General features: G+C 61.4%; 20 protein-coding genes. 12 read left to right on the forward strand and 8 right to left on the reverse strand.

What is annotated here, in order from left to right; translation table 11 throughout:
- Window positions 1-61: 61 nt before the first annotated feature.
- From AMD14_RS21775 to AMD14_RS21790, 4 genes are all read left to right on the forward strand, one after another.
- A complete protein-coding gene (locus tag AMD14_RS21775; RefSeq protein ID WP_040107707.1) occupies window positions 62-2,995 on the forward strand; it encodes a TonB-dependent receptor in 2,934 nt (977 codons plus the stop codon).
- A 98-nt stretch (window positions 2,996-3,093) separates the two neighbouring features.
- On the forward strand, window positions 3,094-4,581 hold the full coding sequence (locus AMD14_RS21780; RefSeq protein WP_011052847.1) for an MFS transporter: 1,488 nt from the start codon (window positions 3,094-3,096) through the stop codon (window positions 4,579-4,581).
- 32 nt (window positions 4,582-4,613) lie between these two features.
- Complete coding sequence (locus AMD14_RS21785) at window positions 4,614-5,648, forward strand: glycoside hydrolase family 43 protein (RefSeq protein WP_011052848.1); 1,035 nt, start codon at window positions 4,614-4,616, stop codon at window positions 5,646-5,648.
- 347 nt (window positions 5,649-5,995) lie between these two features.
- Window positions 5,996-6,529 (forward strand): lipocalin family protein, encoded by a 534-nt coding sequence (locus AMD14_RS21790; RefSeq protein WP_011052849.1) that lies wholly within the window; start codon window positions 5,996-5,998, stop codon window positions 6,527-6,529.
- A gap of 58 nt (window positions 6,530-6,587) precedes the next feature.
- Here AMD14_RS21790 and AMD14_RS21795 read toward each other — a convergent pair whose 3' ends face one another.
- Window positions 6,588-6,941 carry a ribonuclease E inhibitor RraB gene (locus AMD14_RS21795; RefSeq protein ID WP_011052850.1) on the reverse strand — a complete coding sequence of 118 codons (354 nt, stop codon included), beginning with the start codon at window positions 6,939-6,941 and terminating at the stop codon, window positions 6,588-6,590.
- A gap of 518 nt (window positions 6,942-7,459) precedes the next feature.
- Between AMD14_RS21795 and AMD14_RS24355 the strand changes: the two genes are divergently transcribed.
- The 5 genes from AMD14_RS24355 to AMD14_RS21805 all read left to right on the forward strand — a co-directional run bounded on the left by AMD14_RS24355 (window position 7,460) and on the right by AMD14_RS21805 (window position 10,312).
- Window positions 7,460-7,717 (forward strand): XAC0095 family protein, encoded by a 258-nt coding sequence (locus AMD14_RS24355; RefSeq protein ID WP_040145186.1) that lies wholly within the window; start codon window positions 7,460-7,462, stop codon window positions 7,715-7,717.
- Between the two features lie 166 nt (window positions 7,718-7,883).
- Window positions 7,884-8,498, forward strand: a complete 615-nt coding sequence (locus AMD14_RS21800; RefSeq protein WP_223293146.1) for a hypothetical protein — start codon at window positions 7,884-7,886, stop codon at window positions 8,496-8,498.
- Window positions 8,499-8,503: 5 nt separating this feature from the next.
- Window positions 8,504-8,662, forward strand: coding sequence for a hypothetical protein (locus AMD14_RS25445; protein WP_162197921.1), 159 nt, complete (start codon window positions 8,504-8,506; stop codon window positions 8,660-8,662).
- A 140-nt stretch (window positions 8,663-8,802) separates the two neighbouring features.
- Window positions 8,803-9,459 carry a hypothetical protein gene (locus AMD14_RS24360; protein WP_223293147.1) on the forward strand — a complete coding sequence of 219 codons (657 nt, stop codon included), beginning with the start codon at window positions 8,803-8,805 and terminating at the stop codon, window positions 9,457-9,459.
- Between the two features lie 13 nt (window positions 9,460-9,472).
- Window positions 9,473-10,312, forward strand: a complete 840-nt coding sequence (locus AMD14_RS21805; protein WP_011052853.1) for an XVIPCD domain-containing protein — start codon at window positions 9,473-9,475, stop codon at window positions 10,310-10,312.
- Window positions 10,313-10,443: 131 nt separating this feature from the next.
- Here AMD14_RS21805 and AMD14_RS24365 read toward each other — a convergent pair whose 3' ends face one another.
- From AMD14_RS24365 to AMD14_RS21810, 4 genes are all read right to left on the reverse strand, one after another.
- Entirely contained in the window at window positions 10,444-11,067 is a 624-nt protein-coding gene (locus AMD14_RS24365) for an MAE_28990/MAE_18760 family HEPN-like nuclease (RefSeq protein WP_011052854.1), read from the reverse strand.
- The gene (locus AMD14_RS24800; protein ID WP_125459514.1) at window positions 11,064-11,417 is read right to left on the reverse strand and encodes a hypothetical protein; all 354 of its coding nucleotides are present in this window, start codon (window positions 11,415-11,417) and stop codon (window positions 11,064-11,066) included. The genes AMD14_RS24365 and AMD14_RS24800 overlap by 4 nt, the downstream gene beginning before the upstream one ends.
- Window positions 11,378-12,010, reverse strand: coding sequence for a DUF262 domain-containing protein (locus AMD14_RS25720; protein WP_011052855.1), 633 nt, complete (start codon window positions 12,008-12,010; stop codon window positions 11,378-11,380). The genes AMD14_RS24800 and AMD14_RS25720 overlap by 40 nt, the downstream gene beginning before the upstream one ends.
- Window positions 12,011-12,208: 198 nt before the next feature.
- Window positions 12,209-12,781 (reverse strand): hypothetical protein, encoded by a 573-nt coding sequence (locus AMD14_RS21810; protein WP_015463784.1) that lies wholly within the window; start codon window positions 12,779-12,781, stop codon window positions 12,209-12,211.
- A 152-nt stretch (window positions 12,782-12,933) separates the two neighbouring features.
- Here AMD14_RS21810 and AMD14_RS21815 point away from each other — a divergent pair, with 152 nt between their 5' ends.
- Entirely contained in the window at window positions 12,934-13,137 is a 204-nt protein-coding gene (locus tag AMD14_RS21815; protein ID WP_003485069.1) for a YdcH family protein, read from the forward strand.
- A 302-nt stretch (window positions 13,138-13,439) separates the two neighbouring features.
- Here the strand turns inward: AMD14_RS21815 and AMD14_RS21820 are convergent, their stop codons facing one another.
- From AMD14_RS21820 to AMD14_RS21830, 3 genes are all read right to left on the reverse strand, one after another.
- Window positions 13,440-14,420 (reverse strand): zinc-binding dehydrogenase, encoded by a 981-nt coding sequence (locus AMD14_RS21820; RefSeq protein ID WP_015463785.1) that lies wholly within the window; start codon window positions 14,418-14,420, stop codon window positions 13,440-13,442.
- A 192-nt stretch (window positions 14,421-14,612) separates the two neighbouring features.
- The gene (gene plsB / locus AMD14_RS21825) at window positions 14,613-17,279 is read right to left on the reverse strand and encodes a glycerol-3-phosphate 1-O-acyltransferase PlsB (protein WP_003485072.1); all 2,667 of its coding nucleotides are present in this window, start codon (window positions 17,277-17,279) and stop codon (window positions 14,613-14,615) included.
- Complete coding sequence (locus AMD14_RS21830) at window positions 17,279-18,250, reverse strand: hypothetical protein (RefSeq protein WP_015471490.1); 972 nt, start codon at window positions 18,248-18,250, stop codon at window positions 17,279-17,281. Before AMD14_RS21830 ends, plsB begins: the two co-directional genes overlap by 1 nt.
- A gap of 410 nt (window positions 18,251-18,660) precedes the next feature.
- Here AMD14_RS21830 and AMD14_RS21835 point away from each other — a divergent pair, with 410 nt between their 5' ends.
- Both AMD14_RS21835 and AMD14_RS21840 read left to right on the forward strand, forming a co-directional pair.
- On the forward strand, window positions 18,661-19,713 hold the full coding sequence (locus AMD14_RS21835) for a LacI family DNA-binding transcriptional regulator (RefSeq protein WP_011052860.1): 1,053 nt from the start codon (window positions 18,661-18,663) through the stop codon (window positions 19,711-19,713).
- Window positions 19,714-19,879: 166 nt separating this feature from the next.
- Entirely contained in the window at window positions 19,880-22,918 is a 3,039-nt protein-coding gene (locus AMD14_RS21840; RefSeq protein WP_011052861.1) for a TonB-dependent receptor, read from the forward strand.
- Window positions 22,919-23,200 lie beyond the last annotated feature (282 nt).

The following is a 23,200-nucleotide window of genomic DNA, read 5'->3' on the forward strand; positions in this document are numbered from 1 at the left end:
CGGCACTCCCTGCGCAGGGCGATGCGTGGGACATCTGCTACCTGTTAGGGAAGGGATTACGGTGAAGAACAGCTACGCACGAACCGCGTTGTCCTGCGCGTTGGGATCCATCCTGCTGGGTATGTCCAGCACCGCCGCCTGGGCACAGTCCGCCGATGCCCAGGGCACGGCGCAAACCCCGCCAACCACTGCCGGCAATAACGATGCGGTGACCCAGCTGGACACTGTCACCGTCTCCGGCTACCGACGTAGCATCCAGTTCTCCACCGACGCCAAGCGCGATTCGGTCGGCTTTGCCGACACGGTGTTTGCCGAAGATATCGGCAAGTTTCCGGACATGAATATCGCCGAGTCGCTCAACCGTATTCCCGGCGTGCAGCTGGCGCGCGACGTCAATGGCGAAGGTCTCAATATCGCCATCCGCGGCCTGGGCACCAGCTTCACCAAGACCACGCTCAACGGCGCCAGCATTGCCACTGCCTCGATCGGCCTGAATGCGCAGAACCAGAACCGCGAAGTCGATCTGAATCTGTTCCCCACCGAATTCTTCACCCAGCTCACGGTGAGCAAGACACCCACCGCAAGCATGCTCGAAGGCGGCGTTTCCGGAGTGGTGGACATGCGCAGCGCGCGTCCGTTCGATCGCCCCGGCGTGCACTTCACCTATCAGGCGCAGGCCGACTGGAACAGCACCAGCGAAAAAACCACCCCACGCGGCGCCTTCATGGGCAGCTGGACCAATGAAGCAGGCACCTTCGGCGCCTTGTTTGGGGTGGCTTCGGTACGCAGCAAACTTGGCGTGCGCGGTTTCGAGAGCGTGGGCTGGACCAACCCCGGCCTCACCTACACACAATGCGGTCTCGCGCCGCCGGCAGGCACGCCAGCCACCAACCAACCGGCGGCGTGCAACGTCAATGGCGGCGGCAACTGGCGCATTCCCGACACGGTGTCCGCCACTGCCGGCAGCGGCCTCACCACCGGCGAAACCATCGACGCCGCCTGGCTGCTGGCGCGCAACCCGGGCCTGAGCATCGATCAGATCAGCGACGCGCTGATTCCGCGTCTGGGCCGCAGCGTCTACATGAGTGGCGATCGCGACCGCGATGCGTCGGTGATGTCGCTGGAATGGCGCCCATCCGACAACATGCATTTTTATCTGGACACGCTGTACTCCGAAGCCGAGCGCACCACCGAGCGCATCAGCATGAATCTGATCGGCCGCAACGGCAACATGATCCCGCTCGGCATGCAGGTGGATCAGAACAACGTGGTGACCAGCGCCACCTTCGCCAATGCGCAATATTTTTTGGAAGCGCGCCCGTACCATGAAAACGTCAAGTTCTGGAGCGTCAATCCTGGTGCGGAACTGCTGTTTGGCGCCGAGCAGGACATCAAGCTCAATGTGCAGGCCAATGCCACCCGTAGCTGGCTCGCGCGCGAATCGCCCAGCATCCTGGTCACCTCGCCGTTCACCACCGTGGACTACCGCAACGAAGGCGGCGACCGCCCCAGCATCACCAGCCCGCTCGATCTCAACGACCCCAATCTGGGCTGGGGCTGGACGGGCGGCCGGGTCAATATCCAGAACGAAAAGCGCCAGACCGAAACGCGTGGCGCGCGCGCCGATCTGCAGTTCGGCGAGGACAAGCGCAACGTCAAGATCGGCGCGTCCTACGACATGGCCGAGCGCACCATCCGCGGTTTCGACAACAGTACCGCCTGGGAACAGGTGGTGTGCCGCGGCAACGGCGGCAACGTGTGCAATGGCGGCGCCGGCTCGGCAATCCCGAACTCGGCCCTGGCCAGTTATCTGAAACCCGGCCCAGACGGCTTCATCACTGCCGACTTCTCCCGCTTCCTGGCCGACACCAACTACTACGCGCTGCGCGATGCCGCACCGGAGAGCAACTCGGCCAACACCGGCGCTTCGACCGGCGGCATCCGCGAGAAAAATCTGGGCTTCTACATCGAGACCAATGCGGAAGCCGATGTCTGGAACCGCACCATGCGCTTCAATGCCGGCGTGCGCTATGTGACCACCGACCAGACCATTACCGGCCCGGTCACCATCAATGGCGTCCGCAGCGTGCAGGTGCTGGATTCGGATTACACCGAAACCCTGCCCTCGTTCAACGTGGCGTGGGACGTGGCCGACAAGGTGGTCGTGCGCCTGTCCAGCTCGCGCACGCTGACCCGCCCCGATCCCAGCGCGATGCTGCCCAACACCAACTTCAGCGACCCTTCCGCGCAGACCGCCACGCAGGGCAATCCGAACCTCAAGCCGTATCTATCGACCAATGTGGACTTCGGTGGCGAGTGGTACACCGGCGGCGAAGGCTATGTGGGCCTGACCCTGTTCAACAAGCGCATCACCGGCTTCACCGTCAACGGCATACGCCGCATCCCGTTCAACGACCTGGGCTTGAACTACGACACGCTGTTGCCGATCCAGCAGGCCGGCCTGGCCCAGCGCGGCGGCCCCAATGCGGCCACCGTGGATGTGCAGACGCAGGTCAATGCCGATGGTGTGCTCGATATCCGCGGCACGGAGGCCATCTGGGTCCAGCCGCTGGACAGGCTGTTCGATGGCCTGGGCTTCAGCCTCAACTACACCCACGTCAACCAGCAGTCCGAAGGCGAAGGCGTGCCGGCGGTGGCCGTCGGTGTCGCGCCCAACCTCTGGAACGGCACCGTCTACTGGGAAAAGGATGCAGCCTCGATCCGCCTGTCCTACACCTGGAACGACGACATGGTGATCTCCGGCGCCAACCAGAACGGCATTCCGTATGCGCGCCTCAACGCCGACGCGCGCGGACAGCTCGATATGTCGGCGAGCTACGCACTGGATTGGCTGCCGTCCAAGCCGCAGATCACGCTCAACGTCACCAATATCACCAACGAACCGTTGCGCACGACCTTCGCCTGGCCCAACGCCACCTACGACCTGTATGAGCCCGGGCGCACCGTCATGCTCGGCATCCGCGGTACCTTTTGAGTGTTGTCGTCATCGGTCGCCGTTCCTCCCAGCGGCGACCGGTGGCGCAATGCGCGCCGCGGCGTTTTCCGCAGCATTCTTCGAGTCCGCCCCACCTCATGAACGATCGGTCACAGCAGCTCTCCTTGCGCGAAAAGATCGGCTACAGCCTGGGCGACCTGGCCGCCAATCTGATCTTCCAGACGCTGGTCACTTTCCTGGCGTTCTTCTACACCGATGTGTTCCGCATTCCTGCAAGCGTGGCAGCGACGCTGATCTTTGTGGTCGGCATGCTGGGCGCATTCGTGTTTACGCCGGCCATCGGTATCCTGGCCGATCGCACGCGCACCCGCTGGGGCAAGTTCCGCCCGTGGATCCTGTGGACGGCGCTGCCCTTCGGGGCGTTGTCGCTGGCCGCCTTCAATACGCCCACGCTCGGCGAGCAGGGCAAGATCGCCTACGCGTTTGCCACCTACACCTTGCTGATGCTGGTGTACGTGGCCAACAACCTGCCGTATTCGGCCTTGAGCGGCGTGCTCACCGGCAGCATGGAGCAGCGCAACAGCTTGTCGGCGTACCGCTTTCTGGCGGTGACCTTTGCGCAGTTCATCATCCAGGTGCTGTTGCTGCCGTTGGTCTTGATCCTGGGCAATGGCGACAAGGCGCAGGGCTTTCGCAACACCATGGCGCTGTTCGCTGCGATCGGCACGCTGTGCTTTTTGATCACTTTTTTCACCACGCGCGAACGGGTGCTGCCAATCAGCGAACAACGCAACAGCGTGCGCCAGGACCTGACCGATCTGGTCCGCAACAAACCCTGGCTGGTGATGCTGGCGCTCACCATCCTGGTCTTCATCAATCTGGCGATGAAGGGTGGGATGTACATCTACTACTTCAAGTACTACCTCGACGCGAATGCGTTGACGCAGTTTCTCGATCACGCCGGCTTCAACCGCTTCATCGCCGGCGTCAACAGCGTACTGACTGGCGCCGGCATGAGCGCGTTGCAGTGGCCACAAGATGCGCCGACTTCCGCATTCAGCGTCTTCAGCGCCGGCGGCATCCTGGCGATGATCGTGGGCATCGGCTTTTCCAAACGCCTGGCCGACCGCCATGGCAAGCGCAATGTGTTCGGCGGCGCGCTGCTGATCTCCACGCTGTTCCTGCTGGCGTTCTATCTGTACCCACCCAATGCGATCGGCTGGGTGTTCGCCTCCTACGTCCTGCATGGGTATTTCTACGGCATCACCATTCCGTTGCTCTGGGCGATGATCGCCGATGTGGCCGATTACTCGGAGTGGAAGAACCACCGCCGCGCCACCGCGATCATCTTCTCGGCGATGTTGTGCGGCTTGAAGATCGGCCTGAGCGTAGGTGGCGCACTGGTCGCCGGCATCCTGGCGTTGTATGGCTATGACGCAGCATTGCCGCAGCAAAGCGCGGCCGTCACCAACGGCATCCGCCTGGCCATCAGCGTGTACGCCTCGCTTCCGTTCCTGCTCGGCACCGCACTGCTGGCGCTGTACGAGATCGACAAAGCGCTGGAAGTCCGCATCGAACACGAACTGAGCGTGCGCCGACACACCGCCCCGCTCGCCACCGTCTGACCTCCCCTCCCACTTCATGCACAGGTACGCGCATGTCCGATGAACTGCAAGCCGCCAGTCTGCAGGCGCTGGCGCGCACCGCCATTTCCGCACCGCTGGTGACCCATCTCTACACCGCCGATCCGTCCGCGCATGTCTTCGACGGTGCGTTGTATATCTATCCCTCGCACGACCTCGATGCCGGCGTGGCCTTCAGCGACGACGGCTCGCATTTCGACATGGCGGACTACCACGTGCTGCGCATGGCGCATCCGGGTGCAGCGGTGGAAGACCTCGGGCAAGTGCTGCATGTGCGCGATGTGCCCTGGGCGCAGCGGCAGATGTGGGCACCGGATGCGGCACAACGCAACGGCAAGACCTATCTGTACTTTCCCGCAAAACGCGCCGACGGCATGTTCCAGATCGGCGTGGCGGTGGGTGATCGCCCCGAAGGCCCGTTCGTGGCCGAGCCGCAGCCCATCGCCGGGACGTACTCGATCGACCCGGCCGTGCTTGCCGACGACGACGGCGCGCATTATCTCTACTTCGGCGGCATCTGGGGCGGCCAGCTGCAGCACTACCGCGACAATGCCTATGCGCAAACGCATCAGGAACCGGTGGGCGACGCACCCGCGCTCGGTCCACGCGTGGCGCGCCTGCACGAGCGCATGATCGACCTGGCCGAACCCAGCCGCGAAGTCGTCATCCTCGACGAACACGGCACTCCACTGCGCGCGGACGACCACGCCCGCCGTTTCTTCGAAGGCCCCTGGGTCCACCAGCACGCCGGCCGGTACTACCTGTCGTATTCCACCGGCGACACCCACCGGATCTGCTACGCCACCAGCGACTCACCCTACGGCCCGTTTACCTATCAAGGCGTGCTGCTCGCACCGGTGGTCGGCTGGACCACGCATCACTCCATCTGTTTGTTCCAGCAGCAGTGGTATTTGTTCTATCACGACAGCGTGCTCTCAGGCGGTCAGACGCATCTGCGCAGCATCAAGATGGCGCCGCTGGCGCATGCTGCAGATGGAACGATCGCGACGATTTATCCGTATGGGGAAGATGCGGTATCGCCTTGGTGAGTGCGGTTGGGTAACCGGCTGTCGGGATCCCGACCAGCCCGTCATGGCTCGACCGCCGTCGCTGAACGACACGTCCCGTCGCCGCTGCGCTTCCAGGGCGCGTCGTGAGCCTCGTTGCGGCTGATCGTCGACCCGGTGCTCATCGCGCGGTGATCGCGCGTTTCCTGGCATGCGCAACGCGTCGGCGCGGCTCTTGAACGCCGCCATGACGTATCGAACGTTACCGTCATCCCACTGGCGAAAAGAGTCATCGTGCGCCCAGTCCGGAACTGCATCGCATGGGGTTGCATCCGGACGCGCCGCAACGCCGTAGGCCTGTCTACGGATTCTTTCAGGTGGAGGTTGCCATGCGAGGTGGTTCGATGCTGTTGTTGCTGACCTTAGCGGTCTACGGAAGTGCAAGTGGGAGCGAGTCGCGTGCCGCCCTGCCCCGCGCAGATAGCGTCGATGTGCCGCGCTTCATGGGCGACTGGTACGTCATCGCGCATATTCCGACCCGTCCGGAACGCAAGGCCTACGACGCGGTCGAAAGTTACGCGCTGCGACCGGATGGTCGTATCCAGACCACCTTTACCTTTCGCAAGGGCAGCTTCCAGGCGCCGCTCAAGTCGATGCACCCGATCGGCCAGGTGGCGAAGCAGGGCAATGGCGCGCTCTGGCGCATGCAGTTCTTCTGGCCGTTCAAGGCCGAGTACGTGATTGCCTGGCTGGATGCGGGGTATACGCAAACCATCGTGGCGCGCAGCAAGCGCGACTACGTCTGGTACATGGCGCGCACTCCACAGGTCTCAGATACCGACTATCAGCAGGCCGTTCAACGCATTGCCGCGATGGGCTACGACGTGTCGCAGCTGCGACGTGTGCCGCAGTCGGCACGCTGATGCGGAACCGCCCATGGGGAATCTGCACGCCGTGCAGTCCTCCAGCCGGCCAAGCGCATCAGGCGTCTTTCGTGTCCACAGAAAATTCCCATCCATCGTTCAAGCCGTCCAAGGGCTTGGCCTCGGTTGCCAAGTCGTCCTCGAACGCCGAAATGGCCTTGTACGACGGCAGCATGGTCGGATACACCGTCACATCCATGGGAAACGCGGTATTTTCCGGGTAATGACAGCAGCGGACTTTCTGCTCGAAGCGAAGCATCTTCACCGAGAACTCAAGCGCCGATTCCTTGCTGGGGAAGACGACTGAAAAAGCGATTTCCCGCGGCGTTGAAAGGTCTACACCTTGCTGTGCGATATGCCAGAGCGTGTCGCCGTTGTCGTCTTTGGGATACAGGTCCAGATTTCTTTGCATGGTTGGTCTGCTCCGCGACGCTTGCTGGGCCAGTGAACAAGTTTAGCGCCTCGTCTTATATGATGCCTTCCCTAAGTTGCGCGTATGAAGTCATGTCGCAGCTGGAAGATTTATCGCCGTAGTTTTCTGCGCTACCGATATTCATCTACGCATTGACTGACGTATTTAATTTTCCTCCACTTCGCGGTGATCCGGAATCCATGCATCGAGACTTACACTCTTAAGGCATGGCATTGCTACCAATAGAGCACGAAGAGTCCGGGCCTGCAGCTTGACTGCCCGCATGCGTCGGTAGCAAACTCCACCACGGAGCGTAGCAACTCCGCAAACAGCGGTGCCACCCCCGTCAAGCGGTGGTTTTTTGTGCCTGATGTTCGGGCGCATGCTCGGCGTCTCCGCGCCGGGAGGGCGGCGAATACAACACCCGCAAGGGGAATAAGCCCGCCGTCTGTTTGCGGTTGCTAACCTCCCGGCATCCCGCCGCATCGTGCGGCGGGAGCCTGTCCGGAGAGTCGAGCATGGAGCAGTCTCTGTTCGGGTATTACCTGCTGCCGGAAGATGCGCAGCTTCGATTGCTGCAGACGCGTGATCATCTACGCTTCCTGGCCGCGCTGGCACGTCCTCGCTGCGTGTCGAACACCTTAGGAAACAATGGGCCTCCCATACAAATGGATGCATTGGCGTTTTGCTTCGACATGTTGGCTGAGCAATTGAACAATGTACTGCTGCAGACCACAGTGCCTGGCGACATGACAGAGCGATGTCCTCCGTCATAGCATGCCCATGATTCAAGCAACAGCGGCAATCGCTGCCGCCGTTATCTCGGTTAATTTTTTCTGCTTTTACAAGCTATAAGCAATGTGACAGAGAGAGCAAATCACCGAACACTGTCGGGCGCCAGAATCTCAGCGATGCACTTGGCAAACGAAGGGAGCAAGCGCAGTGAAATCCAAGCCAAATCCAGTGTTAGCCGTAGTACTCATGTGCTTAGCAACGTCGTGTGCAACCGCCAACCCGACGGCTGAAGAACCTCAAGGAACAAAGATGCCAACACACGCTGAGCTGACCCCTCAAGTCCTGATGGACCGCTTCTTCTCCCTGATAAGAGACGTCAAAATTTTCGACGAGCTGTCGCCGTTGGTTCTTGAAAGGTATCTAGAAGTACCGTTCACCAAGAATGCGGGTGAAAACTCTGGTTTCTACATGCTCGATCAACCTTCCCCTTATTCAAAATATGCCACCACTTACAACTTCGATGAGAAATTTTCGCAGTATTCGAATGTCACGCTGGAACTTATATCGCCAAGTAGCGTTCCTCCTGCAAGCCTTCCTCCTTGCGAGTTGATTTTTGAGGAATACGACAGTGCATTGAAAGATGCTGGCTTTGAACCCCAGCTGGGCATTTATAACGAATTTGGCTGGGTCATCTCCTTCCAGTACCTCCGCGGAAATATTCGCGCACAAATAATCCCATGGCACCCCGTCTCCCTAGACCCCCAAAGAAAATCTAGAGAGAACTGTGTCAGGTCGATCAGCCTGCACAAGTACGAGGAATGACGGAGATGACAAATGCCAACACACAATTGCAATCAATCTTGGGACAGTTCGCAGGCCGGCCGGACGTCACGCCGGATCAAGAGGCGCAGTTGCGCACTACGATTTTGGCAGATTCGAGCCTTTTACAAAAAAACTCAATCAAGCGGCAGCCAGTGGTCACCTGAAAGGATTCGAGCCAGGCGTTGGCGGCTCCGAACCGTTAACAGGCTCCTACGACAAGGCATCCGGAATCGTCACCCTACCGGCTTTTGAGCCAGGATCTGCGCCGACGACGAACTTGCGTGGTTCGCTCCGGCTGCAAGAGATGAGTATACGTTTCGCAAATAGTTCGTACGTGGATGCAAACCAGCAACGCCAGCATGTAACGCAAGACATGGTTACCAATTTGCAGTCGACGATCAATAGCTCGCCGACGTTGGCCAAAGAAATAAATCGCGCTGTCACGACCGCCATTGACAGCAGAGACCCGAAAAGCCCGATGTTGCTTGAGAATTTTGCACCTCTGAGCGGCACTGTGGCAGGAGGGACTTTCAACCCGGCTACCAAGACCATGAGCATTCCGCCAGGCACGGTCGGGCAAACCCAGAGCCGATTTAACAAGTTCTATGCTAATGACCTGACGTTTGTTCTTGGTCATGAGACGCAACATGCATTCAATCAAACGAGTATGACCTCCTCGTACAGGCAGTTTGATGCTGCAGTGACAGCAATTGCAAAAGACAATGATCCAGTCAATGACTACACCCTGCCAATTGAAAACTTGATCAAGAGCGCCAGAGAAGACGAGGCTAAGGCTCAGATCTCGGGATGGAACGCTTTGGTCGACCGGGTGCGCCAAACTAATCCGGCCGTCGACCTGAACGCAATGAGTAGGATAGGAACCTCTCGCGTAGAAGATTTTGTTGAGGTCAATCCAGCCAATCCAGATCCAGGCACGGCCAGGGATCACGTTCAGCCATGACGGTTCGCTGCCCATGACGCCTCAAAACATTTCTGCACAGGCAGCTTACTATTTCGATAAACCGCCCAAAGGCACGCCGGGACTTTCAGCACTTCAGACGACAGGCATCGGGTTCCACGGGGACTCGGACTACCCCAACTACTATGGAGCCGGCGCTGTCAGCCGTGCGATTGCATTCGACAGGGCCTATGCGCATCCAGTGAGTGGGGTCGCCCCGCAAATGCAGCTTGATATGCAACGCCTGCGCTTCAAAGAAGAGCTTTTAGAACATAACGGAATCACGCTGCCCCCAGGCACCACCGCCACACCGCAGATCTATTGGGACACCAGCACCAATCCACCGACCCGCGGGCTGCTGCAGCACACGCAAGGGACTCACCAGCACATCAGCCCGATCCCCGACATCGATCCCCGACAGCCAGTACACAGCCCGCCAGAAAGGGCAGAGCATCCAAACAATGAGCTACTGGAGAAAATCCGCAGCGGCGTTCGCGGCCTCGATCAACAGGCCGGGAAATCGTGGGACGAGAGCAGCGACCGGCTGAGCGCAAGCTTGCTCCTCATGGCTACAGAAAAGGGCTTTACAGCAAGAGACGATCTGAAGTTTGCATTCAATACGCCAACGGAAAAGCTTGCTGGTGGCGAAATCTTGCATATGTGGCGGGAAGGCCATCACTCCCCTGATCCCGCAGCACATCGAGCGCACATGACGACACAAGAAGCGCTTGCTGTTCCTGCGGATCAGCGCCTTGCGCAAATGGAAGTGATGCAGCAAACAAAAGCACAGGAGATCATGCAGGCTCAACAGCAAGAGACCATGCAAACACAATCAACACAAGCTCGGTCGATGTGATTATGCGAGCGACCATGAATCGAATTGATAGCCATTCTGCGTTTATAAAATTGGTCATCTCATTAACTCAGGAACGACAACCAATTTTCACTTAGACGCACTTTGGAATAAGGCTACATATCTCAATAGACTCAGATGAATGAAACATAAGGCACCCCCTGCAATCTAGCTTCAATTTGATAAGCGAGGTCGTAGATAACTTCATAAACTGCGTCCTCGTAAGATTTATAATATGATAATTCCGGGATAATGCTATTCTCACCGTGGGCAATTTTATTTCGCCTAGCCACAAGAGTATGAAGCTTCGATCTATTTTCTATAACCTTATCGGTACATAGGTCTGCAGATTCCATTAACTCTATTAATACGTTTGGCCATAAATTCGATTTGGTGTCCACATCCGGAAAAACAGGTGCTTTTCTGAGATATAAAGAGACAAAATTTTCTAGCTCTTCCAGAACTTCGTGATCAGGCAGACCTCTTAGCTTTCTAAGGGTAGAAGCCAATGCAAATAACCTTGTAGATCTTGGAAGATTCTCCTCTAACACCCCTGACTTGCACACCGCGTCAAAAAATATAACTAATGCGTTCTTACAAAACCCCTCGTAGTGAGCGTAAAGCAATGCCCAAGCTGCTCTCAGCAGAACGGTTTGCTGCGATGGCGTCGCTGATCCCGACGAGAGAAGGATTCGCATAGACGCGATCTCAGTCTCTCGCCAGTCGAGATCATTAGTGAGTGCGCTTAAAACGCTCATTGATCGAGAAAGTGTTTAGAAACCACTCTAATTCTCTGCTCCAGTTTTGGAATCGTGTTAGCGCCAGGGCCAGTTGATTCCAGGAATAGTTGATCTGTATATGCAGCAATCAACTTTCGCTTTACCTCTTCTCCACTCACGGGTTGAATTGCTTCGTAACAATCAGAGAAAGTACAGGCCGTCGCCTCATAGTAAGCGGGAGCAAGCCGGCCAGTTGACACTCCGTCTTCTGTGAATCTTGTAAATGCGCTATCTCCAAGCTTCTCTGCGATAAGGTCGAACACTTTCTCAAACGAGGCCTTTTGACTTGTCAAATCGAATTCGACCTTTCTGAACAATATCGATTCCATAATTGAATCGAGCCACTCCTCAATGTTTCCATGGTAATGGTCACGGAATAGCGTAACGGCGAAAAACCTAAGGACCAGCTCCTCATCAGCGCGCTTCTCTCTGAAAGTATCAGAAGACGCTGTATGGCTTTCACAAAAGATGGATACTTGGCCATCTCTTGTATAGCATCATAAAATAGATCTCCGCCCTCGACCATACGGGAGCTACAATTCCGAATCTCTTGAGACGATAGCAGGGAGCCGCCGGTATTAAGCCTTTTAAACATTTCATATTTTACGAAAGCATCACCCGACTTATTAATGATGGTTGCTCTAATTGGAGACCTTTTTATCTTCAACCGCACAGTTAAAGGCAGTTCCGAAAATACTTTTGAATTCAGTTCATTAACTATGTCGCAACCTGCAAGCCTAAGTTCTGGCTCGTTAATAGCGCCGTGATCCAAAAACTGCAGAACGGAACTTGTTCTCTGCAGTCCATCAATCAACTCAAGAATACCCGACTGACCCTCTATTAAGAAGATCGGAGGAATGGGCAGCCCTAGCACAATCGATTCGATAAGACGAGAACGCTGCTCAATCGTCCAACGGAACAACCGCTGATATTCTGGGCGAATAATTATTTATTTAGTATTATGCAAATTGAGCAGCTCTCCAAAAGAAAAGTCTACTGCCGTTGTTCTGATTTCCCTATCCAAAAAGTCAGTATCTGCCATCTGCATTAAGCCTCGCTCTTAGTTTAAATTCTAGGATTTTAAAAATTTTACGCTAAGTGTAATAAAAACTTAGAGGATTCAAGGCACCCAGATCAAATTCATCAGCTGCGGATCGGCGGTCACCCTGACCAGCTTGCCGCTGGGGCCGAACTGCACCTGGTACTCGGAGAAACTGTCGCGCCAGTAGCGCCACAGCGAGGCGTCCAGGTTGGGGTTTTCGCTGCTGATCGGGTAGCCGACCGCCATCAGCACCTGTTCGCGGGTCATGCCGCCGGTGAGCTTGCCGTCGGTGATGGCCTGGCGAATCTTGGGCGGGAAGGTGGCGAGCTTGAGCTTGGGGTCGGCGGTGACCACATAGCGGGCGGCGAAGGCGGTGTTGTCCAGGTCGCGGCTGTAATCGTTGCCGATGGATTGCTTTTCGCCGGCGATCTTGAGGTTGACGCGGTTACGGCCGAAGCCGGTGACGCTGACCGGGGTGCCGACCGGGAGCATGCGTTTGCCGTCTTCGGCGTAGTTGCTGTCGCTGATCCAGCTGCCGTCGGTGCGCAGGTTGCAGCACAAAAAGCCGTCGTACTTGGCGACATCGGCGGCGCTGGCCAGGTTGGCGGCGGTCAACAGGCTCAGGGCCAGCAGGGACGAATGCAGACGCATCGAAAGACTCCGTTCTCGACGGCCGTGGCCGCGCGGCAATGATGGACGAGGCGCGCCACCGTTTCCCCGCGGCGCGCGGGCATTGTCGCAGCCCCAGGCCGCTTGGCAAGCGCGGGTGACGCGCACAACCCTGGGTTGTGTATGCTCGGGGGGTGGAAACCCTGTCAACCGCCGAGATCGTCGAGCAGATCGCCGAGTTGCGACGCGCCCACCGCGCGTTGGACGAGGAGATTCAGCGCATGCCCGCCAATCCGGAAGACGAACTGCAGATGAAGCGCCTGAAGAAGCGCAAGCTGCAGATCAAGGACAACATCATCCGGCTGGAGATGGAGTTGGTTCCCGACGAGCCGGCGTAGCACGCGCCTGCGGATGGGTTTGCTTTTTTGTGGTGCGCGGGCACGCGTTGCGGCGGCGCGGTCCACGCATAGCCGGCGCGGCGCTCCCCCATCCGCCCTTCGGGCACCTTCCCCCGCACGCCGGGGAAGGGAGTGGACTGGCGGTATTTGAGCAGCTGGCGTCCTCGGTTCCGTAGGAGCGCGCCCGAGAGCGACAGGCCTTCTCGGGAAAGCTTCGTCGCGCTCGGGCGCGCTCCTACACAAGGTTGACTGCCTGGCTTTCGACGATGCTGCGTGTGATTGTGCCCGTCGGCTGCGGCGGCTCAACCTGCGCGCAACAGGATCTTGCCGCCTCGCCCTGGCTCGGCACTGGCCGCTGCCGCCTTGGCCGCGTCTTCCAGGTCGAACACCGCTTCCACCGGCAGTGCCAGGCTGCCGTCGAGCGCGGCCTTCAACAGCTCGCCGATCATGCGGCGCTTGTCCTCGGACTTGGTGGCGGCCATGACCTTGCTGCCCCAGAAGCCGCGCACTGTGGCCTGCTTGAAGATCACATCGCCACTGGCAATCTCCAGCGGTTCGCCGGTCATCGAGCCGAACGAGATCAACTCGCCGCCTTCGGCCAGCAACCTCATCAGCTCGCCTGCTGCCTTGCCGGCGACCGAGTCGATCGCGCGCACGATCGGCGCATCGCCGGCCAGCGCGCGCACGCGGTCCTGCCAACCGTCTTGCGCGGTCGACACCGCATTGCCGATGCCCAGTGCCTCGAGTTCGTCCACGCCGGCATCGCGACGCACCAGATTGATCACGTTGACGCCGCGTGCCGCCGCGAGCATGGCGACGGTCTTGCCAACCGCGCCGTTGGCGGTGTTCTGCACGATCCAGTCGCCTTTCTCGACATGCAGGAACTCGATCAGCATCAATGCGCTCAGCGGCATGGCGGTGAGCTGGCAGCCACGGTCGTCATCCAGTGCATCGGGCAGTGGGACCACGCCGGTCGCCTCGGCCAGAAAGGAGTCGGCCCAGCTCTCGTGTACGCCGGCAGCGACGACGCGCTGGCCGACCTGCAGGCCCTGGACGCCTTCGCCCAGCGCATCGATCACGCCAGAGCCTTCGCTGCCGCCGATCGCCGGCAATGTGGGCTTGTAGCCGTAGTTGCCGCGCACCGTCCACAGGTCATGGTTGTGGATGGGCGAACGCCGCATCGCGATGCGGACCTGGCCCTTGCCGGGTTGCGGTGTGGGCCGTTCGCCAAGTTCGAGCACCTTGGCCGGGTCGCCGTACCGGGTGTGGATGGCTGCGCGCATGCAAGTCTCCTGCCGGCGACGCCCGTGGTGCAACGCAGCCGATCACAGTGAAAGGTGCTGCGATGCTAACGGGAGTGCTGGAAGTGCCCGATGAAACGAACGGAACCGCTGCGTGAAGGCGGCCGGCGTCTCGCCCACACCCCGCCACGCGCCCAACGCCTCCCACAGGGCTTGAAGGCGTTCGCCGACGGCTTACTGCGGGGGCACGACCACGTCCGGCTTGGCCGCTGCCGGGCTGACGCGTTCGATGGTATGGCGCAGTTCGCGGCCGAGAATGAACTTGGCGTCCTTGGCCCAGGCATCCAGGCGCTCGTCGAACATCAGCTTGCTGTTTTCGTCCGGCCACACCAGGCGCAACTCGCGCAATTTCTGGATGAAGCCGCGGAACAGCGTCTTGTCGAAGAACTCCGGCGCGGCCGGTGCGTACAGCAGGCTCAGACGCTGCGCGGCCTGTTGGCACAGGCTTTCCAGTTCGCCGGCACCGAGCACGCCGGGACCGTTCTTCACCAGCACCGAAATGGCGATGTAATAGCGCTCGAAGGCCTGTTGCAGCGAGTGGCCGATCGCACGCAGGCGGAACACTTCGTCGGTCTGCCCGGTGTTGCGTGCCAGGATCCCGCCGTCGTCGTCGGTGACGTTGAGCAGCAGGCCTTCGCGCACGAACATGTCGATGGTCTGTTCGATGCGTTCGGCAAAGCGGTCTTCGCTCCACGGCAGGAACAACTCGGCCTGCAGAAACGGATACACCGTGCGACCCAGGCGCAACAGACCGGCGCGGCTCATGCGGCGGTTGTTCTGGAAACAGCACGCCACCCACGAGGAGGCAGTGAACAGGTGCAGCACGTTGTTGCGGAAGTAGCTCAGCAGCACCGCCGTATCGCCGCTGACGCTGAGCACATCGCCCAGCGGGTGCGACACACGCGTGAGCACGTTGATCTCTTCGGCATGGGTGATGATGCGCGCCGGCGTATGCGGGGTGACGGTGACGCGGTCCGAGTAGGGCATTTCGGCCAGCAGCTTCTTGCACAGCTCGATCTGCGCGATCAGATCGGCCTCGCCCATCGCGTGCTTGGGCGTGGACAGCAGGGCCAGCGCCAGCAGGTTGATCGGATTGACGTCGGCGGCGCAGTTGATGCGGGTCTGGATCTGCGTCGACAGCATGTCGACCGCGGGCGCCAGCCAGGTGGGTTTTTCGTCTTCCGGCAGCGGCTGGCCGTCCCAATCGGGCGCGTGCTTGGCCAGCACGTCGTTGAGCGCGATCGGCTCGCCGAAGTTCACCACCACCTGGCCATAGTTCTGCTTGAGCACCTTGGGGATGGACCACAGCAGGCCCCAGATGGATTCCTTCTCCTTGGGCCGGCCGGTGAGCTCGTCCAGGTAGCTGTTGCCTTCCATCAATTTCTCGTAGCCGATGTACACCGGCTGGAACAGCACCGGCTTGCGCGGCTGGCGCAGATACGCGCGCAGGGTCATCGCGATCATGCCGCCCTTGGGCTGCAGCAAACGCCCGGTGCGCGAACGCCCGCCTTCGACGAAGTATTCGATCGAATAGCCGCCGGCCACCAGTTGGGCGACGTATTCGCTCAGCACCGCCGAATACAGCGCATTGCCCTTGATCGAGCGGCGGATGAAGAACGCGCCGCCCTTGCGCAGCAGGGTACCGACCACCGGCAGATTGAGGTTGATGCCGGCCACGATGTGCGGCGGCACGATGCCGCGTTCGTACAGCAGGTAGCTCAGCAGCAGGTAGTCCATGTGGCTGCGGTGGCTGGGCACGTACACCACTTCGTGCCCGGGCGCGGCCTGTTTGAGCTTGTCCAGGTGATGTACCAGCACGCCGGCGTAGATGCGGTTCCACACGTGGGTCAGCAGGAAGCTGGCCGAGCGCACCACCGGGCTGGAATAGTCGGCGGCGATTTCCCACGCATAGGCATGCGCCTTGCGCCAGGCATCGACCGGCTTGGAATTGTCGCGCTTGGCCTGGATGGCGATGGCTTCGCGTACCGACTCGGCGGCCAGCACCTGGTCCACCAGCAAACGGCGGGTAGACAAATCCGGGCCGATCACCGCTTCGCGGATGCGCCGGAAGTGCGTGCGCAGCACGCGCTGCAACTTGCGCAAGGTGCGCTCGGGCGGCAGCCCTTCGGCCATGGTCTGGCGCAACGAAATCGGCGGAGCGAAGCGCACGATGGTGGTGCGGCCGTTGAGCAAGACCGACAGCAGGCGGCGGAAGCGGCCGACCAGCGCCCAGTTTTCCGAGAACAGCACCGCAAACCAGCCGCTCTGCTTGTCCGGCGCGCGGCCGACGAAGATCGACACCGGCACCAGATGCACGTCCAGGTCGGCGCGCACGCGGTGCGCCTGCAGCAGCTTGGCCAGCGAATCGGAATGGGTCTTGCCGCCGCGCTGCTCGGGAATCAGCGAATTGCTGCTGCTGCGCCGTGAGAGCGCCAGGTAGGCGCGCTTGCGCTCCAGCGGGTCGCCCGGCAACGGCACCAGCGGCGACGGCAGGCCGACTTCGCGACAGGCCTTGTCCAAAATCAGCGCGTTGGACATGCCGTAGTCTTCCAGCACGTACACCACCGGGCGGCCGTCGTCGTAGCGACCGGGCTGGTCCGGCTCGATGGTCAGGCTCAGCCAGGGGTCTGCCAGGCGGCCAAGCAGGCGCGCCCACCAGGGGCGCTTGCCGCTGCGCGCAGCGGCAACGCTGGGGGCGATCGATGGCGCAACCGCTGGCGGTACCGGCTCGGCGAGCGGCAATGCCGCCGCCGTGGCGCCGGTGTCGGCTGCGGCAGTGCTGGGCGGGCTGGGCTGGCCGTCCGGGAACGGCAGGGGATTCTGTTCTGGCATCACGGTCATTATCGCCCAGCCGGGCGGTTCCCGGTGTCGGCAGGCTTCGCCGGCGCGGCCGCTGCGGTGTCGGGCGCTGCAGTGGCGCTAGGTAGGGGCGTGGCCTGGGCATCGAGCAGCGCCTGTACTTCGTTCTGTGTCTGCAGCTGGTACCAGTGGCCCTCGCGCTTGATCAGCGCAACGTTCAGATCGATATCGTGGGCGGCCAGCGGATAGCGCAGCCGTACCTGGGCGGTGTCGGCATCCTGCTTGATCAACCCGGTCCGCAGCGCGTCCAGGCTGCTGTCGATCGACAGGTCGTAGCGCTCCAGCACCTTCTTGCAGGTTTCCCAGAACGGCCCGAGCCGGCGCAGGCTTTCTTCCATGCCCAGCCGCTGCAGGTCGGCATCGGACGTAATGCCGGTGGCGCGCGCGGCGGTCGTCAGATCGGCGATGCTGGCCTTGGCGCGGGGGCGATCGGCCAGCGGCGCGGTGGCAGCCCACGCGCTCAAGGCATCGACCAACTGCACGTAATGGGCGCGCTGCTCGGGCTGGTAGTCGTTGCGGCTACGCAGGTATTGCACGCCGAACTGGCCCAGCGATTGCGCCGCCTGCGCGATGCCCTGGGCCTGGCCGGCCAGCTGCGCATCGAAGGCCTGCTGCAGGCGGCGTTCGGCATCGGGCGCCGACAACGACCCCAGCAGCGCGCCGACTTCATTCGGCAGCGGCAGTTCGGTCAGCGGCCAGCGGCTGACACCGCTGCGCCACGCCGCCTCCAGCTGGGTGTATTGCGCAGGCGTTACCCGGATGCGCGCATACGCCACCAGATCATTGCGCCGCAGCGGCAGGGTCATCGCCTGCATCGCCGCGGCCGGCTCGGCCTTGGCGCCGGGCAGTGCCGGGGCGGCTTGGTTGCGCTGGCAGCCGCTCACGCACAGCGCGGCCAGCAGCAGCCACGCGGCGGAGTGGAACCGCCCTGCACGGACGGTAGGTAGCGACATGCGCACGATGTTCCCCCTGATCGATCGGCGCATCTTGCTGTCTGAATGCATTGGCGGCAAGGCAGGCCTGAACCGTGCGCCGGGGTATGGTGTGCAGATGTTACGTTTTCGTAGTTCCTGGCACATTGTCGACCAGTGTCCGACATTGGCTGCCGATGTCTTATTCGGACAAACTTGTCCAGCGATCGGGCTGCAGCCCTTGCGCCACTTGCGTTTGATCGCATGCTGCGGCGCATCATGTAAGCGCTTGCAGTTCCTGCTAGCGTGCGCTGCATCTCGCTTGGGGGTCACCATCAGATGGGGCTGATGTCATGCATGTGCCTGTCCGACACGGGCGCTCGGTGCCAGCAGGCCGTGCGCCCTACCCCGGCGCGCGGCGCCACGTGCGTTGACCTGGAGAACGCCACAGCATGAGTCGGCCACGGTCCGAAGGCGGCAGCGTCACCATCAAGGACGTTGCGCGCGAAGCGCAGGTGTCGGTGGCGACGGTCTCGCGCACCATGAACGGGCATCAGCACGTGGCCGAGTCGGTGCGCGAGCGTGTCTTGCGGGTGGCGCGTGCGCTCAATTACATCCCGCACCACGCCGCGCGCAGCCTCAGCAGCCGGCGCACCCACACCATCGGGGTGGTGCTGCCGGACCTGCATGGCGAATTCTTTTCCGAATTGATCCGCGGCATCGATCAGGTGGCGCGCGACCAGGGCTACCATCTGCTGGTGTCCAGCTCGCACGGCGACCCGCAGGCGCAGCGCCGGGCACTGGAGCGCCTGCCCGGGCGCGTGGACGGGGTGGTGGTGATGTCGCCGTCGCTGGGCGATTCGGGCGTGCATGAAGACGCGCTGCCCGGCGGCCTGCCGGCGGTGCTGCTCAATTGCGCGGGTAGCGCGAGCCAGCGCCCGGTGCTCAATGTGGACAACTACGGCGGCGCGCGGGTCATGACCCGGCATCTGCGCGACAGTGGCCACCGCCGCATCGCCTTCATCGCCGGGCCGGACGACAACTTCGATGCGCATGAGCGCATGCGCGGGTATCGCGACGAACTGGCGCTGGACCCGGCCGTGCAGCCGTGGGTCTTGCCCGGCAACTTCGACGAAGAATCCGGTTACCGCGCCGGCCAGGCGTTGGCCCGGGACACGCGGCCCGACGCGGTGTTCGCCGCCAACGACATGATGGCCTTGGGCTGCCTGTTCGCGCTCGGCCATGCCGGGCTCAAGGTGCCGCAGGACATTGCGCTGGCCGGATTCGACGACGTGCCGATGGCGCGCTACGTGCTGCCTGCGCTGACCACGATGCGGGTGGATATCGCCGGCCTGGGCGCGCGTGCGTTGCAGTTGTTGCTGGGCCAGCAGTTGGTCGATGCGCCTGCACCGCCTGCCGAAGCCGCACCGCCAGCATTTTCGCAGATGGTTCCGGAACTGATCGTGCGTGCCTCCAGCGCCGCCCGTGGCACACCCGGACGTTGACAACGATGCGCCGCATCGCATCTTCACGAATTATTTACGCTTTCTTATGTTTTTTATAACTCTATCGTTGCCGCTACCGCTGCTCGTTCGTCCTTGAAATAACGCGTCACCCTGCGCCCGCCGACCACGCTGCCGGTACGCGCCTGACCCCTGGGAGGGGGAAGTCATGAAGACCTACCTTACCGTCTCCACCCTGCCGGCGCGCAGCCTGCTGTGCTGCGCCCTGGCCGCTTCGTTGCTGGCCGCCAGCCCGGCCATGGCGCAGTCCAGTAACGCCACCCTGCGTGGGCAAGTGGCCGCGTCCCAGGCAGGCACCACCGTGACCGCCACCAACCTCGCCACGGGCACGACGCGACGCGTGGCGACCGGCCCGGATGGCACTTATGCCCTGGTTGGCCTGCCGCCGGGCACCTACAAGGTGGATGCCGGCCCGGGCACCGAGAAGACGGTGACCCTGTCGGTGGCCTCGTCGGTGAGCCTGAATCTGGGCAGTGGCGGCGAGGCGACAACGCCCGCCGATGGCACCGCCACGACCCTGGACACGGTCAAGGTCACTGCCACCTCGCTGCAGGAGGTCAAGACCTCCGAAGTGGGCACCAATGTGTCGCTCAAGCAGATCAACACGGTGCCGCAGCTGACGCGCAACTTCCTGGAGTTCGCCGACACCGTGCCCGGCATGCAGTTCGAGACCGACCCGAACGGCAACAGCCGCATCCGCGGTGGCGCGCAGGCCAGCTCGGCGGTCAACGTCTACATCGACGGTGTGGGCCAGAAGAGCTATCTGTTCGGCGGCGTCTCCGGCCAGGAGCAGAGCGCGGGCAACCCATTCCCGCAGCTGGCGATCGGCGAGTACAAGGTCATCACCTCCAACTACAAGGCCGAGTTCGACCAGGTGGGGTCGGCGGCGATCGTGGCCTCCACCAAGTCTGGCGGCAATGAGTTCCACGGCGAGATCTTCGGGCGCACCACCAATACCGATTTCCGGGCGCGTCAGGCCGACGAGCGCGCCGGTGCGCCCAATGCCGACGGTAGCAAGCGCCAGACCCACCAGGACGAATACGGCATGGCCTTCAGCGGGCCGATCGTCAAGGACAAGGCGCATTTCTTCGTCAGCTACGAAGGCAAGGGCTTCGAGGTGTCGGCCAACCCGGTCTCGGTGCCGGACAGCTTCAGCGCATTGCGCGACGACCTGCCGGCCGGCGTGCAGAGCCGCCTGGGTTCGGTCACCCGTCCGTTCAAGGAAGACCTGTACTTCGGCAAGATCGACTGGGACGTGGGCGAGAACGATCGCCTGGAATTGACCGCCAAGTACCGCGACGAGAAGAGCCGCGACGACGTGGGCGACCGCAACACCGCCATCGCCGGCAAGAACAACCTCAACACCGAAGAGCGCTACGACCTGCGCTGGCAGCATTTCGGCGAACGTTACGTCAACGAGGCGCGTGTCTCCTACGAGGACGTGCTGTTCAACCCCAATGCCTTCACCCTGGGCAACCAGAACATCTATACCCGCGGCGTCGCCGAAGACGATGTGCTGATCCGCGACAACGCCACCAGCGGCCTGGCGATCCAGCGCAAGGGTCAGAAAGGCCCGAGCTTCCAGAACGACCTGACCTTCAACAGCATCGACTGGCACGGCAGCCACGTCATCAAGATGGGCGTGAAGTACAAGGAAGTGGAGCTGACCCAGAGCGAAAACGCGGCGGTCAATCCGTCGTTCTACTACGCGGTGGCCGATGGCCTGGGAACCTCGGCGATTCCGTACCAGGTGAAGTTCAATCTGCCGTTTGCAGGTGCCGCGCCGTCGGTGACGACCAAGAGCAAGCAGTTGGGCCTGTACATCCAGGACGATTGGGACGTCAACGACAAGCTGCAGTTGAACCTGGGCGTGCGCTGGGATGGCGAGAAGATTCCCTCGTATCTGGACAACGTGACCCCGCCGGAAGTGGTGGCGGCCTTGAACGGTCCCGGCACCGACCCGACGGTGAGCGCCACCTACGCCGAGCAACTGGCCAAGGGCGGCGTCAACATCAACGACTACATCAGCAACGGCCATAACCGTCAGCAGGACAACAACAACTTCGCGCCGCGCCTGGGCTTCTCCTACGATTTCCGCGGCGACGAATCGCTGGTGTTGTTTGGCGGTGCCGGGCGCAGCTACGACCGCAATCTGTTCGACATCCTGGGACTGGAGCAGGTCAAGTCGGCGCTGGCGCAGTACACGCTCCGCTTTGCCGAAGCCGCGCCCGGCTGCACGCCGGCGCCGGGCACCTGCGTCAACTGGAATCCGGCCTACCTCAGCGATCCGGCAAGCCTCGGCAGTCTGGTCAATTCAGGGGTGCGCAACGGTGAGATCGACCTGCTCAACAACGATCTGAAGACGCCTTATTCCGACCAGTATTCGCTGGGCCTGCGCACGCGGCTGGGCGAATGGAACACCTCGGCCACGGTATCCTACATCCATAGCAAGGACGGTCTGATCCTCACCTTGGGTAACCGCTACCCCAATGGCGATTTCTTCCAGAATGGCGGCCAGCCGTGGAACGAGAATCCGCCGGGCTTCGGTTCGCTGCTGATCGGCAATAACGGTGTGGAAACCAAGACCGGCCAGCTGCTGCTGTCGGCCGACAAGCCCTATACCCAGGAAAGCGGCTGGGGGTTGACTGCGGCCTACACGTTCTCGCGCGCACGCGGTAACCGCGGCAACGATGATCGCTACGGGTTCGATGCGGCCACCATCGCCGACTACCCGTTCCTGGATCTGAACGCAGTGCCGCGCCATCGGCTGGTGCTGACCGGCATCTACGATCTGTTCTGGGGCATCAGCGCCTCGGCCAAGCTGACCCTGGCCACGGTGCCGCCGCGCAATGAAGCGGTGTCCTACGACCAGTACGGCGGACAGCCGTCGGACAACATCCGTATCGTCTCGGTGGATGCACCGGGCGGCAAGTTCATCGCCGGCGGCGACATCTTCGGCACGCGGCAGCTGGATCTGTCGCTGTCCAAGGACATGCATGTCACCGAGGCGTTGACCGTGCAGGTGCGCGGGGATCTGATCAATGCGCTCAACTTCCGCAACTACGACCAGTACGCCATCGACTGGGGCCAGAACGGCGTCTACAACCCGCGCGCCAGCATCAACCAGTACGGCGCGTTGTCCACCTCGCCGCGGACGCTGTTCCTGAGCGCACGCATCATCTGGTAAGTCGCTAGCGATGCCAGCACAGGGAGGCCGCCTGTGCTGGCCTCCGCGCACGGCACGCATCCTGGTGCATCGTTGGTCTTGCATTGCCCGGTGATTGCCGAGGCGCTGCATCGGCCACGCCCCCACTGTTTCATCCGTCTCGACCCGTGCCTGAAGGAGCAAGCACCCGTCACCGCAGACTCTTGTTGTTCTTGCAGCCCTCGCGGCTGTCGTTGCCTGTTGTCCCTGTGTTCCACACCAAAGCACCAATCCAACGCGCCAGTCACTGCACTGCGTCGCGCC

The sequence above is a fragment of the Xanthomonas citri pv. citri genome, assembly GCF_000961215.1.
Lineage (GTDB): Bacteria > Pseudomonadota > Gammaproteobacteria > Xanthomonadales > Xanthomonadaceae > Xanthomonas > Xanthomonas cissicola.

Excerpts from the sequence above, each read along its gene's own strand:
- AMD14_RS25445 (WP_162197921.1), top strand. The coding sequence starts at position 8,504 with ATGACAAATGCCAACACACAATTGCAATCAATCTTGGGACAGTTCGCA.
- AMD14_RS21810 (WP_015463784.1), bottom strand. The coding sequence starts at position 12,781 with ATGCGTCTGCATTCGTCCCTGCTGGCCCTGAGCCTGTTGACCGCCGCC.
- AMD14_RS21820 (WP_015463785.1), bottom strand. The coding sequence starts at position 14,420 with ATGCGCGCAGCCATCCACACCCGGTACGGCGACCCGGCCAAGGTGCTC.
- AMD14_RS21805 (WP_011052853.1), top strand. The coding sequence starts at position 9,473 with ATGACGCCTCAAAACATTTCTGCACAGGCAGCTTACTATTTCGATAAA.
- AMD14_RS24360 (WP_223293147.1), top strand. The coding sequence starts at position 8,803 with ATGAGTATACGTTTCGCAAATAGTTCGTACGTGGATGCAAACCAGCAA.
- AMD14_RS24800 (WP_125459514.1), bottom strand. The coding sequence starts at position 11,417 with ATGGAATCGATATTGTTCAGAAAGGTCGAATTCGATTTGACAAGTCAA.
- AMD14_RS24365 (WP_011052854.1), bottom strand. The coding sequence starts at position 11,067 with ATGAGCGTTTTAAGCGCACTCACTAATGATCTCGACTGGCGAGAGACT.
- AMD14_RS21785 (WP_011052848.1), top strand. The coding sequence starts at position 4,614 with ATGTCCGATGAACTGCAAGCCGCCAGTCTGCAGGCGCTGGCGCGCACC.
- AMD14_RS21830 (WP_015471490.1), bottom strand. The coding sequence starts at position 18,250 with ATGTCGCTACCTACCGTCCGTGCAGGGCGGTTCCACTCCGCCGCGTGG.
- AMD14_RS21840 (WP_011052861.1), top strand. The coding sequence starts at position 19,880 with ATGAAGACCTACCTTACCGTCTCCACCCTGCCGGCGCGCAGCCTGCTG.
- AMD14_RS21835 (WP_011052860.1), top strand. The coding sequence starts at position 18,661 with ATGAGTCGGCCACGGTCCGAAGGCGGCAGCGTCACCATCAAGGACGTT.
- AMD14_RS21780 (WP_011052847.1), top strand. The coding sequence starts at position 3,094 with ATGAACGATCGGTCACAGCAGCTCTCCTTGCGCGAAAAGATCGGCTAC.
- plsB (WP_003485072.1), bottom strand. The coding sequence starts at position 17,279 with ATGACCGTGATGCCAGAACAGAATCCCCTGCCGTTCCCGGACGGCCAG.
- AMD14_RS24355 (WP_040145186.1), top strand. The coding sequence starts at position 7,460 with ATGGAGCAGTCTCTGTTCGGGTATTACCTGCTGCCGGAAGATGCGCAG.
- AMD14_RS21790 (WP_011052849.1), top strand. The coding sequence starts at position 5,996 with ATGCGAGGTGGTTCGATGCTGTTGTTGCTGACCTTAGCGGTCTACGGA.
- AMD14_RS21795 (WP_011052850.1), bottom strand. The coding sequence starts at position 6,941 with ATGCAAAGAAATCTGGACCTGTATCCCAAAGACGACAACGGCGACACG.